The organism is Streptomyces sp. NBC_00631 (assembly GCF_045206895.1).
Lineage (GTDB): Bacteria > Actinomycetota > Actinomycetes > Streptomycetales > Streptomycetaceae > Streptomyces.
Genome location: NZ_CP107734.1, coordinates 2,459,935 through 2,475,951 on the forward strand (window position 1 = coordinate 2,459,935; position 16,017 = coordinate 2,475,951).

Sequence of the window (16,017 nt, forward strand, 5' to 3'; positions counted from 1 at the left end):
CTGGAGATGCGTGCATCCAAGGGCGACCAGCTTGTCCAGCACGGCAGGGTGGTCGGACAGCACGACCAGGTCTCGGAAGTCGTCCAGGTACTCGGCCCCGAGGGCACCCCGCCCTACCGGGTCCGCTTCGAGGACGGCCACGAGGCCATCATGTCCCCCGGTCCGGACTGCCAGGTCAAGCACCGGGAGATCCACGAACAGCACTGAGCGCTCCGCTGGAAGCGGCGCGATGTGCCGTCTGCTGTCGGTCAGCTGCGGCGCCGCCGTGGCTGGTCGCGTCCGCGCGGCGGCAGCCGCACATCACATGCGGCCCCGCGCCCCTTCGGGGCGCTGCCGAACCGCTGAAACCGAAGACCGGGGCGAAGGCCCGCGGGTCAGCTCGGTGGGGTCGCCGGCTGCTGGTAGTGGTCGGCGACCACCCGGGACAGCGCCCCGATCGGATCGGCGGCCACGTCCTCGGCAGCGAAGTAGACATGTCCGCCGACCTGCGGGTACCGGTCGGCCAGGGTGAGATGCCGGGACAGCTCGGCCGGGTCCTGCCAGGCCGCGGGGGCGCCGGCGGCCCCCGCCTGGTAGAGCGCCTCGCCGATGTACAGCTGGGTCCCGGACCCCTTGGCCACGCCCGCCCACCAGTCGACGACCTTGGCGTAGTCGGCGGCGGCGTTGCCGATCTGCCAGTACACCTGCGGCACGATGTAGTCGATCCAGTTCTTCTGCACCCAGGTCCGGGTGTCCGCGTACAGATCGTCGTACGTCTCGACGCCCGCCTTGGTGTCCGAACCCCGTGAGTCGGTGCCGGCGTTGCGCCACACCGCGAACGGGCTGATCCCGAACCGGGTGCCGGGCCGCAGCTTCCGCACCCCGGCGGCGGTCTCGGTCACCAGCTTGTCGATGTTGTCCCGCCGCCAGGCCGCCCGCGACGAGAAGTCGCCGCCGTGGGCGTCGTACGCCTCGTCGTCGTCGAAGGTCTGGCCGGCCACCGGGTACGGGTAGAAGTAGTCGTCGAAGTGGACCGCGTCCACGGGGTACCTGGCGACCGCGTCGAGGATCGCCTGCTCCACGAAGGCGCGGACGGCCGGGATACCGGGGTTGTAGTAGAGCTTGCCGCCGTACGGCACCACCCACTCCGGGTGTTTGCGGGCCGGGTGCGAGGCCACCAGCCTGCCCGGCTCGGTGTGGTTGGCGATGCGGTACGGGTTGAACCAGGCGTGCAGGCGCAGACCCCGGGCGTGCGCCTCCTCGACGGCCGTGCCCAGCGGGTCCCAGCCCGGGTCCTTGCCCTGGGTGCCCGTGAGGTACTGCGACCAGGGCTCGTACGGCGAGGGCCAGAACGCGTCGGCGGTGGGCCGCACCTGGAACATCACGGTGTTCAGCCGGTGGCCGACCGCCTTGTCGAAGAGGGCGGTCAGCTCCTTGCGCTGGTCGGACGCCGACAGCCCGGTGCGGGAGGGCCAGTCACGGTTGGAGACGGTCGCCAGCCACATGCCGCGCATCTCGGTGACCCCCCGGCGGGGCCGCCCCGTCGGCGCCGCCGCGCCCGGTGCCGCCGCTCCCGGTGCCGCCGACGTCAGCAGGGACAGTGCCGCCACCGCGAACGCCCTGCGAGACACTCGTGACACTCGTGCCATCGTCAGCCCCTCTCACTCTGCGGATCCGCCCGGCCACGGATCGCCTCCGCGGCACAGGATGCCCGCACCCGGACGATCGATCATCGATACTTACGGGTAACGTGCTCGAACGGAGCAGGCGCCGGATCCGGCGGTCCTGCGGGCCGCTCGTAGATCAGCGAAGGGGACGATGTGACCGACATCGAGAAGGTCGGAGTCGTGGGCTGCGGCCAGATGGGAGCGGGCATCGCCGAGGTCGCCGCCCGCGCCGGTCTGGACGTGCGGGTCGCCGAGACCACCGGCGAGGCCCTGGAGATCGGCCGCACCCGGCTGTACAACTCCCTGGCCAAGGCCGCCGAGCGCGGCAAGATCAGCGTGGAGGAGCGGGACGCCACCCTGGCGCGGCTGAGCTTCACCACGGACCTCGGCGAGTTCGCCGACCGCGACCTGGTGATCGAGGCCGTCGTGGAGAACGAGCAGGTGAAGACGGAGATCTTCCAGGTGCTCGACCAGGTCGTGACCCGCCCGGACGCGATCCTGGCCTCCAACACCTCCTCGATCCCCCTGGTGAAGCTGGCGGTCGCCACCTCCCGCCCCGACCACGTCATCGGCATCCACTTCTTCAACCCGGCCCCGGTGCAGAAGCTGGTCGAGCTGATCCCCGCGCTCACCACGTCCGAGGGCACGCTCAGCCGCGCCCAGATGTTCGCCGAGAAGGTGCTCGGCAAGCACGCGATCCGCGCCCAGGACCGCTCCGGCTTCGTGGTCAACGCGCTGCTGGTGCCGTACCTGCTCTCGTCCATCCGGATGTTCGAGTCCGGCATCGCGAGCCGCGAGGACATCGACAACGGCATGGAAATGGGCTGCGCGCACCCGATGGGTCCGCTGAAGCTGTCCGACCTGATCGGTCTGGACACCATCGTCTCCATCGCGAACAGCATGTACGCCGAGTACAAGGAGCCGCTGTACGCCGCTCCCCCGCTGCTCCAGCGGATGGTCGAGGCGGGCCGCCTGGGCCGGAAGACCGGCTCCGGCTTCTACACCTACGGCTGAGCACGCCCCGCTGATTACACGGAGCGATGCTCCACGGGCCCGGCACCTCCTTCGGTGCCGGGCCCGCGTGGTTCACACACCGTGTGCACCCCGGGCACGCATATGCCCTTCGCACACTCTCCCCACGCGCTCACCAGGCGAGTTCACTCTTCATGCGCATGCAAAGGGATGCGGAACGACACCCTCGATCACACGAAGGAGCGGACCCGTGACCACCGAACCGGAGCATCCCGTGGTCCAAGGAGAACTCGCAGAGTTACGTCGCCGCCTCGATGTGGCCTACGCCCAGGTCGAGGGAGGGCTGAACCTGCTCAGCCATCGCACCAAGGAGACCGCCAAGGAACTGGACGAGCTCAACACCCGCCTGGCCTCGCTGGAACACGCCCGCTGGCCCCTGCCCTCCCTCGCCGCGCTCACCGCACTGGGCGCCCTCGTCGTCACGGTCTGGCAGGCGCTGGCCCACTAGTCGTCGGTGAGCCTCATGTGGTGCAGCAGGAGTAACGCGGCCGCCATGTTGGCGGCCGGGACCTCCCCGCGGGCGATCATGTCCGGGACGAGCTTGAGGGGGACCCACTCCCGGCGGTCCGATTCGAAGTCGTCCACGGGGTGTCCGACGTACTCGCCCTCGTCGGACCAGTAGATGTGGTGCCGGGCGTCGGTGAGGCCGTTGGACGGCTCCACGGTCATGAGATGGTGCAGGGTTCCCGGCCGCCAGCCGGTCTCCTCCTCCAGTTCCCTGGCGGCCGCGGCGGCGATGTCCTCGCCGTCCTCGACGACTCCCGCCGCGAGTTCCCAGCCCCAGCTGTCGGTGATGAAACGGTGGCGCCACAGGAGGAGGACCTCGCCCGCCTCGTTGACCACCGTCGCCACGGCCACCGGCCGCAGCCGTATCAGGAAGTGGTCGAGGTGCCGGCCGTCCGGCAGCTCGACATCTGCGAGATTGACGCTGAACCAGCGGTTTTCATACACAGTTTGTTCGTTCTGCTTCGTCCACTGCACGGTTCTGCCACCTTCCGCCGAGTAAGTGGCAATATCGCAGCAGCGGCTCTGAACGCCCACCGTGCCTAGAGCGGTACGCGCAGTGCTCCGTCGATCAACTCGGCGGCCTCGGCGGTTCCGGCACCGCCGCTGCGCACCAGGTGCTCGCGTACCGCGCGGAGTCTGTCGCGCAGGCGCTGGGACTCCATTCCGCGGGCCTGCTCGGCCATCTGCACGGCCGTGGCCACCGCGTTGTCGGCGTTCCCCTGGCGCAGTTCGATGGTGCTCAGCATGGCGAGCCGGTGCACCCGCCCGCGGTCGTGGGCGGGGTTGTCGACGGCGGCCGCGGCATGCTCCCGGGCGGCCGCGAGCTCGCCGAGGCTGAGCAGCGCCTCGGCCACCTGCACATTGACCAGGCCGGGCTGGACATAGCCGGTCTCGTCGGGCTCGTGGCCGCGCCGGATGCGTTCGGCGGCCGTCTCGGCCCGCCGGATGCAGGACAGCGCGCTCGTGCCGTCGCCGAGGTGGGCGTACGCCTTGGCCTGCATCGCGTAGAGGTCGGAGGCGAGGGCGGGGGTGATGTGCTTGCCTGCGGTGCGCAGGGCGGCCTCGGCGAAGGCGACGGCCTGCCGGAACTCCCGCATGAACAGCGCCTGGTTGACAAGGAGGGCGATGACGTACGCGCCGAGTCCCCGGTCCCCGCTCGCCTTGGCCAGGCGCAGCGCCTGGTGGAAGTAGCGCTGGGCGAGCCCGTGTGCGTCGGAGTCGTACGCACAGATGCCCGTGATCGCCACCAACCCGCCCGTCGCGCGGTGCAGTTGACGGCCCGTGGCATCGGTGTAGCTGCCGCGCAGCAGCGGAGCCGCCTCGGCGTTGAGGAAGCCGACGATCCGGGTGCGGGTGGCCATGCCGCCGGCCTTGCGGTACATCTGCTCGTAGTGCGCCCGGGCCGCGCGCAGCATCTCCAGGTCGGCCGGCGTGACCCGGTGCCGTCCGCCCCGCGAGACGTCGACGTCCTCCGGCGGGTTCTCCCACTCCCACACCGGCATCACGGCGGGCGTGCCGGTGACGGCGGGGGCACCGAGTATGTGCGGGCGCTGCTGTTCGTCGGAGCGCCACAGGGCGGTGGCCCGCTCGACGAAGCCGGAGAGCGAGGTGGCGTGCGGGACGCTGGGCTCGCCGGGTATGCCGAGGCCGATGTCGTCGAGGGTGACCTGGCGGTGCAGCCGGGCGGCGAGCACCTCGCAGATCAGGTCCGGCACCTGACCGCGCGGCCGCTGGCCCTTCAACCACCGGGCGACGGCGGTGTGTTCGTAGCGTAGCGAGAGTCCACGGGCCCGGCCCGCCTGGTTGACGTGGGCGGCGAGACCGGCGTGCGAGATCCCCGCCTCGTCCAGGATCGCGTCGAGCAGAGAGTTGGGCTGCATGAATGCCCCCCGAGTGGCCTGGTGCCGTCAGCGTAGTGCGGGTGCGTTCACACGGGGTGTGAACCAAGTGCGCGCATCCGTAGCGTGTGCACGCTGTCGCGGAGAGTGTCGTACCGGTTGACTGAACTGCCTCGCAAGAGGCCGGCCGGGCCGCCGGCTCCCCCTCGTACAGCGGTGGCCTGGCCGTCGGCTTGGCCGACGACCAAGAGAGGGGCCGTCAGAGGTGGTTCGTCGGCTGCGGGTGCGTTGTGGTTGCTCGCGCCCCCGCGGCGGAGCCGCTGATGTCAGCGCCCCGCGCCCCGAAGGGGGCGCGTTGGTGCGTGCGTTCGTTGTGAAGTACCAGGAGTGCGATGTCGTCGGTGGGGCGGCCGTTGGTGTGGTGGAGCAGGGCGGTGAAGACCGTACGGAGGATGGTCCGGGGGGAGACAGGGCGGTCTCGGACCGCTTCTGCCAGGGCCTCCGGCAGGGAGAAGAAGCGTCCCCTCGCGTCTCTCGCGTCCTCCGCGCCGTCCGTGTAGAGGACGAGCGACTCACCGTCGAGCAACTGGCCGCAGTCGTTTGCGGCCGGGTCCGTCGGCAGCGGGAAGGGCCCGAGGGGCGGTAGCGGATCGGCCGTCGACAGCGGCTCCACTCGCGTACCGCTCAGCAGGTACGGCCACGGATGGCCGCAGTTGAGGGCCCGTAGTTCGCCGTCTCCCGTGATCTCCAACAGCAACAGGGTGACGAACTCCTCGGCGACCGGGCTGTCCGGGTCCAGGCCGCTGGACGGGTGCTCTGCCCTGGCTCGTTCTCGTAGGTGTCTGGCGAGGGCGCGGTCCAAGCGACCGAGGACCCGGCCCAGTTCGGGTTCGTCGTGGGCGGCCTCGCGGAAGCTGCCGAGGACGGCGGCGGCCGTACCGATCGCCGACAGTCCGTGCCCGCGTACGTCGCCCATCACGACCCGTACACCGTGTTCGGTGGCGACGGCCTCGTAGAGGTCGCCGCCGATGCTGGCGCCCCGGTCGGCGGAGAGCTGGGCGGCGGCGACGTTCAGGCCGGCGAGCCGGGGCGGCAGCGGCCGCAGCAGCACGCTCTGCGCGGCGCCGGCGACCATGCGGGCCTGCCGCAACTCCCGGAGCAGGGCCCGGCGGACATGCGCTATCAGGCCGGTGCCGACCGCGAAGAACACGGCGCTGGTGACGATCCGCGCACCGAGCCCGTGCTGCTCGGCCAGCGGGCATCCGAACTTGTAGCCGACCGCGACGGCGCCCCACACCGTGGGCAACCCCAGGGCGAGGGCACGGCGCCTGGGTCGTGAGGTCGTCCGGGGCTGCCTGCTGCGGGGAACCCCAGCCTTGATGCGGATCATGCCGATGGCCCCCAAGTAGGCCCTGACAGAACAGACGGACCGACCCCGAAAGGCCGGTCCGATTCTGTCGACGGCATGCCCCGAAAGGGCCATGTCCGGGTTGGATCTCACCCAAATGAGTGACCACCCCGGAGACATCCGCATTTATGCAGGTAGCAGTACATGTAAGCGCCCTCGCGGACGCGCCCCTTCAGGGGCGCGGGGAACTGCGCGACCAGCCACGACGAACCCGCAGCCGGCCGACAGCAGTTCCCCTTACCGCGACTAGCCCCGAAGCACCGCTCCCGTACGCTCCCCGGCCAGGGCAACTGCCGCATCCCGCGCAGCCGACGCCTCGTCCACGGTCAGCGTCCGGTCCCCGGCGCGGAAGCGCAACGCATACGCCAGCGACTTCTTCCCGTCGCCCAGCTGCTCGTCGTTGACGTACACGTCGAACAACCGGATCGCCTCAAGGAGTTCACCCGCGCCCGCACGCAGCGCCGCCTCGACCTCCGCCGCCGGCACCGGCTTGTCCACCACGAGGGCGACATCCTGTGTGGCCACCGGGAACGTGGAGATGCTCGGCGCCTGCGGGGTGCCGTCGCCGACCTGCTCCAGCGCGTCGAGGTCCAGCTCCATCGCGCTCGTGCGCGCCGGCAGCCCCAGCGCCTTCACCACCCGCGGGTGCAGTTCACCGGCGTGGCCCACGACCCGCTCGGCGCCGTCGGCGACGACGACCAGTTCGGCGCACCGGCCGGGGTGCCACGGCCCGTACTGGCCGGACCGCACGATCAGCTCGGCGCCCGCCTCGGCGGCGACGGTCCGCGCGGCCTGCACCGCGTCGGCCCAGTCGGCCGGACGGCCCCTGCCCCACCAGCCGGCCTGCTCGCGGGCGCCCGCGAGGACGACGGCGACATGGCGCGGCTGCTCGGGCAGCACGGCGTTCAGCGCGGCGAGTTCCGCGTCGGTCGGGCGCCGGTCGACCGGCAGGTGACCGGCGATGCCCTGCTCCGCGCGCGGCAGGAAGACCAGGCCGGTCTCGAACAGCGCCAGGTCGTGCGCACCGCGTCCGTCGTTGCGCCGGAGCGCGCCGAGCAGGCCCGGCAGCAGCGAGGTGCGGAGCGCGGGCTCCTCGTCGTTGAGCGGGTTGGTGAGCCTGACGACGCGGCGGGCCGGGTCGTCGGCGGCCAGGCCGAGCTGGTCGAAGACGTGCTCGCCGACGAACGGGTAGTTCGGCGCCTCGACATAGCCGGCCCCGGCCAGCGCGCGGCCCACCCGGCGGTGCAGGCGCTGCCGGTGGGTCAGGCCACGGCCGGACGGCGGCTTGGGCAGCGTGGAGGGCAGGTTCTCGTAGCCCTCCAGGCGGATGACCTCTTCGGCCAGGTCGTTCTGCTCAAGGAGGTCGGGCCGCCAGGACGGGACGGTGACGAGGAGCTCGTCCTGCCCGTAGACGTCGCAGCCGACCTCCTGGAGGCGGCGGACGACGGTCTCCCGGCCGTACTCGACACCCGCGACCCTGTCGGGGTGGTCGGCGGCGACCGTGATGGTGTGCGGCGCGGACGGCGCGATGACCTCGGTGACACCGGCCTCGGCGGTGCCGCCGGCGAGCAGCACCAGCAGGTCGACCGTGCGCTGCGCGGCGGCGGCCGCGGCCTGCGGGTCGACGCCGCGCTCGAAGCGGCGGGAGGCCTCGGAGGACAGCTTGTGGCGGCGGGCGGTGCGCGCGATCGCGACGGCGTCGAAGTGGGCGGCCTCGATCACCACGTCGGTCGTGGCGTTCTCCACGTCCGCGTGGTCGGCGATCTCGGTGTTGGCGCCGCCCATGACGCCCGCGAGGCCGATCGGGCCGCGGTCGTCGGTGATGACCAGGTCCTCGGCGTGCAGCTTCCGCTCGGTGCCGTCGAGGGTGACGATCTTCTCGCCCTCGGCCGCGCGGCGGACGCCGATGGTGCCCTGGACCAGCGTGCGGTCGTAGGCGTGCAGCGGCTGGCCGAGCTCCATCATCACGTAGTTGGTGACGTCGACGGCGAGCGAGATCGGGCGCATGCCGACCTTCTGCAGACGGCGCTGGAGCCAGATCGGGGAGCGGGCCTCGGGGCTCAGACCGGTGACGGTGCGCGCGGTGAAGCGGTCGCAGCCGAGCGGGTCCAGGACCTGGACCGGGTAGCCGAAGGCGTTCGGTCCCGGCACGTCCAGGAGCGCGGGGTCGCGCAGCGGCAGGCCGTAGGCGATGGCGGTCTCGCGGGCCACGCCGCGGATGGACAGGCAGTCGCCGCGGTTGGCGGTGACGGCGATGTCCAGGACCTCGTCGACCAGCTCCAGGAGCTCGATGGCGTCCCTGCCGACCTCGGTCTCCGGCGGCAGCACGATGATGCCGTGGGTGCCGTCGTCGCCCATGCCCAGCTCGCCGCTGGAGCAGATCATGCCGTGGGAGGTCCTGCCGTACGTCTTGCGCGCGGCGATGGCGAAGTCGCCGGGGAGCACCGCGCCGGGGAGCACGACCACGACCTTGTCGCCGACGGCGAAGTTGCGGGCGCCGCAGACGATCTCCTGGGGCTCACCGGTGCCGTTGGCCGTACCGACGTCGACCGTGCAGAAGCGGATCGGCTTCTTGAAGCCCTCCAGCTCCTCGATGGTGAGCACCTGGCCGACGACCAGGGGGCCCTTGAGGCCGTCGCCGAGCTGCTCGACGGTCTCGACCTCAAGACCGGCCGCAATGAGCTTGGCCTGTACGTCGCGGCCGGTCTCGGTGGCCGGCAGGTCGACGTACTCCCGCAGCCAGGAAAGCGGGACCCGCATCAGATCTCCATCCCGAACGGCCGGGTGAACCGGACGTCACCCTCGACCATGTCTCGCATGTCCTCGACGTTGTGGCGGAACATCAGCATCCGCTCGATGCCGAACCCGAAGGCGAAGCCGCTGTACTTCTCCGGGTCGACGCCGCAGGCGGTGAGCACCCGCGGGTTGACCATGCCGCAGCCGCCCAGCTCGATCCAGCCCTCGGAGGAGCAGGTACGGCAGGGGCGGTCGGGGTTGCCGACGGACTCGCCCTTGCAGACGTAGCACAGCATGTCCATCTCGGCGCTGGGCTCGGTGAAGGGGAAGAAGTTCGGCCGCAGCCGGGTCTTCATGCCCTCGCCGAACAGGGACTGGACCATGTGGTCCAGGGTGCCCTTGAGGTCGGACATGGTCAGGCCCTCGTCGACGGCGAGCAGCTCGACCTGGTGGAAGACCGGGGTGTGCGTGGCGTCCAGCTCGTCGGTGCGGTACACGCGGCCGGGGCAGATCACGTAGACCGGCAGCTCGCGGTCGAGCAGCGAGCGGATCTGGACCGGCGAGGTGTGGGTGCGCAGCACGACACCGGACTCGGTGCCGCCCTGCGGGCCCTCGATGAAGAAGGTGTCCGCCTCACCACGGGCCGGGTGGTCCGGGCCGATGTTGAGGGCGTCGAAGTTGAACCACTCGGCCTCGACCTGCGGGCCCTCGGCGACCTCGTAGCCCATGGCCACGAAGATGTCCTCGATGCGGTCGGACAGGGTGGTCAGCGGGTGGCGGGCGCCGGCCGGGACCCGCTCGTAGGGCAGCGTGACATCCACCGCCTCCTCGACCAGCACCCGGGCGTCACGCTCGGCCTCCAGCTCCTCCTGGCGGCCGGCCAGGGCCTTGTTCACGGCGCCGCGGGCCTGGCCGACCAGCTTGCCGGCGGCCGCCTTGGCGTGCGGGGGCAGGGCGCCGATCTCGCGGTTGGCGAGGGCCAGCGGGGAGGCGCCACCGGTGTGGGCGACCTTGGCCTCCTGGAGCGCGTCGAGGGAGTCCGCGGCGGCGAAGGCGGCGAGCGCCTCGTCCCGCATGCGCTCGATCTCTTCCGGTTTCAACGCCTCGACCTCGACAGGGTCGTACGACTTATTCGGTGCCGACATCTCTTCCCGTGCTTCCGATTGGCTGGCTGAAGGTCCCCGAGACCGTTGGTGGGCCGTGAGAAGGACACAAAGGTGCCAAAGGCCGAGTCTAACGGGGTGGAGGTGAACGAATGCGCCCGCGGGCCGCTCGGCCGATCTCAGGTGAGATACGCCGGCGTGCTCACGGGCAACGTAAATCGGAACTCGGCGCCGCCGCCGGGGGCGCGTCCGACCGTGATGGTGCCGCCGTGGGCCTCGACGATGCCCTTGACGATGTACAGCCCGAGGCCGGTGCCGCCGCGCTTGCTGCCCCGCCAGAAGCGGGTGAAGACGCGGTTCATGGACTCCTCCGGGATGCCGGGCCCTTCGTCGCTCACCGTGACCGACGTGGCTGCGTGCTCATCGCCTTCCCCCTCGCGGGGGGACGCCGTGGCCGCGATGTCAATGGTGACGGTTCCCTCGCCGTGCCGCACGGCATTTTCGATGAGGTTGCTGAGGACCTGGTCGACCTTGTCGGGGTCGGCCCACAGCGCGGGCAGCGGCTGCTCGACACGGAGCAGGAAGCGGTCGGCGGGCTGCCCGGCGGCGACGTAGGCCTGGATGTGCCGCCCGACGGCCGCACCTATGTCGACAGGTTGCCGGCGCACCTCCAGCCGCCCGCTGTCGATCCTCGAAATGTCGAGCAGCTCGGCGATGAGCCGGGTGACCCGGTCGGCATCGGCGTCGACCGTCTCCAGCATCAGCCGCTTCTGGTCGTCGGTGAACCGTTCCCATTTGGCGAGCAGGGTGGCCGTGAACCCCTTGACGGAGGTCAGCGGCGACCGCAGCTCGTGCGCGACGGTGGCGATCAGCTCGGCGTGACTGCGTTCGGTACGGCGGCGGGCCTCGGTGTCCCGCAGCGATACGACGACCCGGTGCACGGGCCCGGTCGGCTCGGCCCGCACGTACCTGGCGGAGACCAGCACCTCCCGGCCGCCGGGCAGCAGCAGGTTCCGCTCGGGCTGGCCGACCCGGATGGCGAGGCCGCCGTAGGGGTCGGTGAGCTGCCACCAGCGCCGGCCCTCCAGGTCTTCTAACGGCAGCGCCTTCTCCAGGCGCTGCCCGAGGACGTCGGCGGGGGCGGTGGCGGTGATGCGGGCGGCGGCGGCGTTGAAGCAGACGACGAGACCGTGTTCGTCGGCGACCACCAGGCCGTCGGGCAGTTCGTCGGGGTCGATGCCGAGCCCGCTGAGGTCGCCGTGCCGGGGGGCCGGTACGCGGCCGGTTCCGCGGCCGCCCGGCGCGTTGCTGGTGCCGACACTCATACCCCGTACTCCACCTCTCAGACGGCGCAGCAGGCCCCCGAGCTGGTCACCTTACTAGCTCAGGGTGACGGAACGGCACCCTCCGGAGGCGCGCTGTGCACGGGCCGATGCGTAGAGACATACGGCGGCGGCGGTGGCGAGGTTCAGGCTTTCGGCCTTCCCGTGGATCGGGACGCGCACGACGGCGTCCGCGAGCGCGCGGGTCTCCTCCGGGAGCCCCCAGGCCTCGTTGCCGAACACCCACGCCGTGGGTCCGCCCATGGTTCCCTTGTCGAGCTCGTCGTCGAGGTCGTCGGTCCCGGCCCCGTCCGCGGCGAGAATCCGTACGCCGACCCCTTTGAGCCCGGCGACGGCCTGCTCGACGGGCACGCCGACGGCGACGGGAAGGTGGAAGTGCGACCCGACGGAGGCCCGGACCGCCTTCGGGTTGTACAGGTCCACGGACGCGTCGGTCAGTACGACCGCCTCCGCGCCGGCGGCGTCGGCGCACCGCAGCACGGTGCCGGCGTTGCCGGGGTCACGGACGTTGGCGAGGACGGCGACCAGCCGGGGGCGGGCGGCGAGGATGTCCTCGAACGGGGTGTCGAGGAACCGGCACACCCCCACGAGTCCCTGGGGCGTCACGGTGGTGGAGATGTCGGCGATGACGTCCTCGGAGGCGAGGTGGATCCGGGCGCCGGCCGCCCTGGCCTCCCCCACGATGTCGGCGTACCGCTCCGCGGCGTCGAGGGTCGCGAACAGCTCGACGAGCGTCGGCACGTCACCGACCCGATGCCCGGCCGCCTCCCGCACGGCCTGCGGCCCCTCGGCGAGAAACAGCCGGTCCTTGCCCCGGAAGTTCCGCCGCCCCAGCCGCCGAGCGGCGGCGACGCGGGCGGAGCGGGGGGAGATCAGCTCGGGGGTGGGCATGTTCGTTCTTCACCTTCAGCGAAAGATTTCCCGCCGCAACGGCGAGCAACCACGACGTACGTTTTCGGCGGTGCCGAGCCCTGGGCCGGGCCAGCAGTTTCACTCGCCCGCGTTGGCGGGGTGCCTCCCCCAGCCTTCGGCCGGGGGGACCCCCAGCGCCCACCCGTGCCGCCCTGCGGCACGCCTGCCCGCAGCTGTGTAGCTGTGTAGGCCACGGCTGGGCAGCGCGCCCCGTAGGGGCGCGGGGAACTGCGCGACCAGCCCCCAGCAGCCCGCGGCCGAAGGACAAAGCGCAGCTCCGGCAACAACAGGACCCGCAAGCCTTTCAGCCTGCGGGTCCTTCAGTCACGTCGGCCAGAGCCAGCGCAGTCACGCCGCCTTGGGGGCGTTGACGTCCGACGGCAGCGCCTTCTGGGCCACCTCGACGAGCGCGGCGAAGGCGTTGGCGTCGTTGACGGCCAGCTCCGCCAGGATCTTGCGGTCGACCTCGACGTTCGCGGCCTTCAGACCCTGGATGAAGCGGTTGTAGGTGATGCCGTTGGCGCGGGCAGCGGCGTTGATGCGCTGGATCCACAGCTGACGGAAGTCGCCCTTACGCTTCTTGCGGTCGTTGTAGTTGTAGACCAGCGAGTGGGTGACCTGCTCCTTGGCCTTGCGGTAGAGGCGCGAACGCTGACCGCGGTAGCCGGAGGCCTGTTCGAGGATCGCCCGGCGCTTCTTGTGGGCGTTGACTGCCCGCTTGACGCGTGCCACTTGTTAACTCCTTGTAGCGGGGCCGCGGTTGGACTCACGCGGCCCGGAAACGGCTGGGTCCCGGTTGGTCTGACTCAGGGCGCCGAGGGCGCCCGCGTGTCACTTGCCGAGAAGCTTCTTGATCTTCGCGGTGTCACCCGGGGCCATCTCGGCGTTGCCGGTGAGGCGACGCGTCACACGGGACGACTTGTGCTCAAGCAGGTGGCGCTTGCCGGCGCGCTCACGCAGCACCTTGCCGGAGCCGGTGACCTTGAAGCGCTTGCTGGCACCGCTGTGCGTCTTGTTCTTCGGCATAGCGCCGTTATCTCCTCGTCGGTGGCGCTCCGGTGCCCGGTCGTGAAACCGGGCACGGTGGAACGTCGCTCTTGTATCGATTACATCCTGGGGCTCGCGCCCCGGGTGCTGACCTGGGGCGTTACCCCCGGGATCACGCCTCGACGTGCTCCTCAGCGGGCACCTCGGCCTCGGCAGCCTCACCCTCGGCCTCGGCTTCGAGTTCGGCAGCGTTCTGCGAACGACCGGGGTTGGCCTTCGCATCCGCCTTGCGGGCTTCCTGCGCCTGCCGGGCCTCGGCCATGGCCTCGGTCTTCTTCTTGTGCGGACCGAGAACCATGATCATGTTCCGGCCGTCCTGCTTCGGGTTCGACTCCACGAAACCGAGGTCCTGGACGTCCTCCGCGAGACGCTGCAGCAGTCGGTAGCCCAGCTCGGGCCGGGACTGCTCGCGACCACGGAACATGATCGTGATCTTGACCTTGTCGCCCTGCTTGAGGAACCGGACGACGTGACCCTTCTTGGTGTCATAGTCGTGCGGGTCGATCTTCGGCCGGAGCTTCATCTCCTTGATGACCGTGTGCGCCTGGTTCTTGCGCGCCTCACGGGCCTTCATGGCCGACTCGTACTTGAACTTCCCGTAGTCCATGAGCTTGCACACGGGCGGACGGGCGTTCGCCGCGACCTCGACCAGGTCCAGGTCGTACTCCTGCGCAAGCTCCAGGGCCTTAGCGAGCGGGACAATGCCCACCTGCTCGCCACTGGGACCGACAAGTCGCACCTCGGGAACGCGAATCCGGTCGTTGATGCGGGGCTCGGCGCTGATGGATCCTCCTCGGTAGCACCACGCGACGGCCTGGCGGGCAGCCGCGTAACGTCTGTTTTCGTAAGACCTAACCGCGCCGAAGCACAAAAAATGCCCCGGACGATCACAGGCGGGGCTCCTCGAACTACCGGAACACCGCCGCGGGGATCGCGGGGCGCACAATCGGACGGAACGCGACGCCGTACCCGGCGAAGCGACCGTCTGACCGGTGACCCGCCGCCCGGGGGGCGGTCGGGTGGGAGTTCGAAGCCTCCACTTGTGGGCCGGTTCAGCTATCCGTATGGCATACCTGTCCGGCCGGTCGTCACACCAGGCTAGCAGCAAAGCCGAGACAGGGCTAATTGAGACGACCTGGGGCTAAGTAAGAGCCTTCTGGTCCCTGCGCCTATCGTGTGGGGCATGAGTGAGACGCCCCTTCCCGGCCCCGGTGACGCCGGACAGCCCGACTTCGACGAGATGACCCGCGACATCGCCGAGGTCCCCGCGGTCGAGGTGATCGTGACGGTCGCCGTCAACCTGATGAGCGCCGCGGCCGTGAAGCTCGGTCTGACCGAGGAGGGCGACAAGTACAAGGACCTGGACGAGGCCCGCAAGCTGGTCACCGCCCTCGCGGGGCTGCTCGACGCGTCCGCGACCGAGATCAGCTCCTTCCACGCGGCCCCGCTGCGGGACGGCCTGAAATCGCTCCAGCTGGCCTTCCGCGAGGCCTCGCTCGTGCCCGACGAGCCCGGCCAGGGCCCCGGCGAGAAGTACACCGGCCCGGTCTACGGCTGACCGCCGGTCAGTCCCTGACGTACAAGGGCTCGCCCGGAGGCGTGGTCCCGGCCGGCAGCAGTGCCAGGTCGAGGCCGCGCACCAGGCGGGCCCGCAGCGTCTCGTCGGCCGCGAGCCGCTCGGCGACGGCCCGGGCGGCCTCGGCGGGGGCCTCGGCGGCCGGGTCGAGGACCAGCGCCAGCGTCCCGTCGGCCGACCCGGGCCCGAGGTGGGCACGGAGCACGGCGGGCTCGGTGGCCACCGCGGCCCGGACAGCGCCGACCACGGCCGGGTCCGCGAGCGGATCGGCGGTCGTACGCCCCTCGGCGAGGGCGAGCAGCGCGGCGCCGCTCAGCTCGAACGGCACCGGCCCCGCCAGGTCCAGCACCACCGTGTCGGCCTTCTCGTGCGCGGCGGCCTGGAGCGCCTGGTGCAGGGGTACGGCGACGGGCCGGGCCGCCGGGTCCCAGCGGGCCAGCGACTCGGTGGAGGTGAAGGCCGGCAGAGCGGTGCGGTGGCCCGCCTTCAGGGTGGGGACGGCCATGTCGCTGGTCTTCTCGCGGCGCAGCCCGTTCTCGTCCTCCTCGACCTCACCGAGCACGGCGACCACCGGAACCAGGAGCCGGGCGCCCCGCAGCGCCTCCAGGACCGGTCCGACGGCGCCGCGGTCCTCGGCCCAGGCGGCCAGCGCGGCGGCCAGCCGGGGGTCGGCGGAGCCGTCGTCGTCGGAGTAGCCGGAGTCGGGAATGTTCTTGTTCGCCACGGTCCCCGACCCTATCGGTGGGATGCTGCTGCGGTTGTGCGGCCCCCGAAACCGGCCGGACACGGGTTTCACGGGAATCTCAGATTTCCCTGACCTACTTCTAACGTCCGGCAAACGGCTCACACAGTCCCCGCCCCGAGCATCG

Annotated in this window: 16 protein-coding genes; 4 read left to right on the forward strand and 12 right to left on the reverse strand. The window is 71.1% G+C overall.

Features of this window, described 5'->3' with window-relative positions; translation table 11 throughout:
* Window positions 1–6 precede the first annotated feature (6 nt).
* Window positions 7–207: a DUF1918 domain-containing protein gene (locus OHB00_RS11290; RefSeq protein WP_406433807.1), complete on the forward strand. Its 201-nt coding sequence runs from the start codon at window positions 7–9 to the stop codon at window positions 205–207.
* Between the two features lie 167 nt (window positions 208–374).
* Here OHB00_RS11290 and OHB00_RS11295 read toward each other — a convergent pair whose 3' ends face one another.
* The gene (locus tag OHB00_RS11295) at window positions 375–1,628 is read right to left on the reverse strand and encodes a glycoside hydrolase family 10 protein (protein WP_406433809.1); all 1,254 of its coding nucleotides are present in this window, start codon (window positions 1,626–1,628) and stop codon (window positions 375–377) included.
* 171 nt (window positions 1,629–1,799) lie between these two features.
* Here OHB00_RS11295 and OHB00_RS11300 point away from each other — a divergent pair, with 171 nt between their 5' ends.
* The gene (locus OHB00_RS11300) at window positions 1,800–2,660 is read left to right on the forward strand and encodes a 3-hydroxybutyryl-CoA dehydrogenase (protein WP_406433811.1); all 861 of its coding nucleotides are present in this window, start codon (window positions 1,800–1,802) and stop codon (window positions 2,658–2,660) included.
* Between the two features lie 208 nt (window positions 2,661–2,868).
* The gene (locus OHB00_RS11305) at window positions 2,869–3,126 is read left to right on the forward strand and encodes a hypothetical protein (RefSeq protein ID WP_352366376.1); all 258 of its coding nucleotides are present in this window, start codon (window positions 2,869–2,871) and stop codon (window positions 3,124–3,126) included.
* Here OHB00_RS11305 and OHB00_RS11310 read toward each other — a convergent pair.
* From OHB00_RS11310 to infC, 10 genes are all read right to left on the reverse strand, one after another.
* Window positions 3,123–3,659 (reverse strand): NUDIX domain-containing protein, encoded by a 537-nt coding sequence (locus OHB00_RS11310; protein WP_406433813.1) that lies wholly within the window; start codon window positions 3,657–3,659, stop codon window positions 3,123–3,125. The genes OHB00_RS11305 and OHB00_RS11310 overlap by 4 nt on opposite strands.
* Window positions 3,660–3,724: 65 nt before the next feature.
* On the reverse strand, window positions 3,725–5,065 hold the full coding sequence (locus OHB00_RS11315) for a transcriptional regulator (protein ID WP_406433815.1): 1,341 nt from the start codon (window positions 5,063–5,065) through the stop codon (window positions 3,725–3,727).
* A gap of 217 nt (window positions 5,066–5,282) precedes the next feature.
* Entirely contained in the window at window positions 5,283–6,413 is a 1,131-nt protein-coding gene (locus tag OHB00_RS11320; protein WP_406433817.1) for a PP2C family protein-serine/threonine phosphatase, read from the reverse strand.
* Between the two features lie 264 nt (window positions 6,414–6,677).
* A complete protein-coding gene (pheT, locus tag OHB00_RS11325; RefSeq protein ID WP_406433819.1) occupies window positions 6,678–9,191 on the reverse strand; it encodes a phenylalanine--tRNA ligase subunit beta in 2,514 nt (837 codons plus the stop codon).
* On the reverse strand, window positions 9,191–10,312 hold the full coding sequence (gene pheS / locus OHB00_RS11330) for a phenylalanine--tRNA ligase subunit alpha (protein WP_406433821.1): 1,122 nt from the start codon (window positions 10,310–10,312) through the stop codon (window positions 9,191–9,193). Before pheS ends, pheT begins: the two co-directional genes overlap by 1 nt.
* A 137-nt stretch (window positions 10,313–10,449) precedes the next feature.
* On the reverse strand, window positions 10,450–11,595 hold the full coding sequence (locus tag OHB00_RS11335; RefSeq protein WP_406433823.1) for a sensor histidine kinase: 1,146 nt from the start codon (window positions 11,593–11,595) through the stop codon (window positions 10,450–10,452).
* Between the two features lie 54 nt (window positions 11,596–11,649).
* Window positions 11,650–12,504 carry a TrmH family RNA methyltransferase gene (locus OHB00_RS11340; RefSeq protein ID WP_406433825.1) on the reverse strand — a complete coding sequence of 285 codons (855 nt, stop codon included), beginning with the start codon at window positions 12,502–12,504 and terminating at the stop codon, window positions 11,650–11,652.
* Window positions 12,505–12,873: 369 nt separating this feature from the next.
* A complete protein-coding gene (gene rplT, locus OHB00_RS11345; protein ID WP_006141703.1) occupies window positions 12,874–13,257 on the reverse strand; it encodes a 50S ribosomal protein L20 in 384 nt (127 codons plus the stop codon).
* A 99-nt stretch (window positions 13,258–13,356) separates the two neighbouring features.
* Window positions 13,357–13,551 (reverse strand): 50S ribosomal protein L35, encoded by a 195-nt coding sequence (rpmI, locus tag OHB00_RS11350; protein ID WP_046726698.1) that lies wholly within the window; start codon window positions 13,549–13,551, stop codon window positions 13,357–13,359.
* Window positions 13,552–13,684: 133 nt separating this feature from the next.
* Complete coding sequence (gene infC, locus OHB00_RS11355; RefSeq protein ID WP_406445729.1) at window positions 13,685–14,356, reverse strand: translation initiation factor IF-3; 672 nt, start codon at window positions 14,354–14,356, stop codon at window positions 13,685–13,687.
* A 399-nt stretch (window positions 14,357–14,755) separates the two neighbouring features.
* On the opposite strand from infC, the gene OHB00_RS11360 reads away from it, so the two are divergent.
* On the forward strand, window positions 14,756–15,130 hold the full coding sequence (locus tag OHB00_RS11360; protein WP_406433827.1) for a DUF1844 domain-containing protein: 375 nt from the start codon (window positions 14,756–14,758) through the stop codon (window positions 15,128–15,130).
* Between the two features lie 7 nt (window positions 15,131–15,137).
* Here OHB00_RS11360 and OHB00_RS11365 read toward each other — a convergent pair whose 3' ends face one another.
* Window positions 15,138–15,872 (reverse strand): SseB family protein, encoded by a 735-nt coding sequence (locus OHB00_RS11365; RefSeq protein WP_406433829.1) that lies wholly within the window; start codon window positions 15,870–15,872, stop codon window positions 15,138–15,140.
* Between the last annotated feature and the right edge of the window lie 145 nt (window positions 15,873–16,017).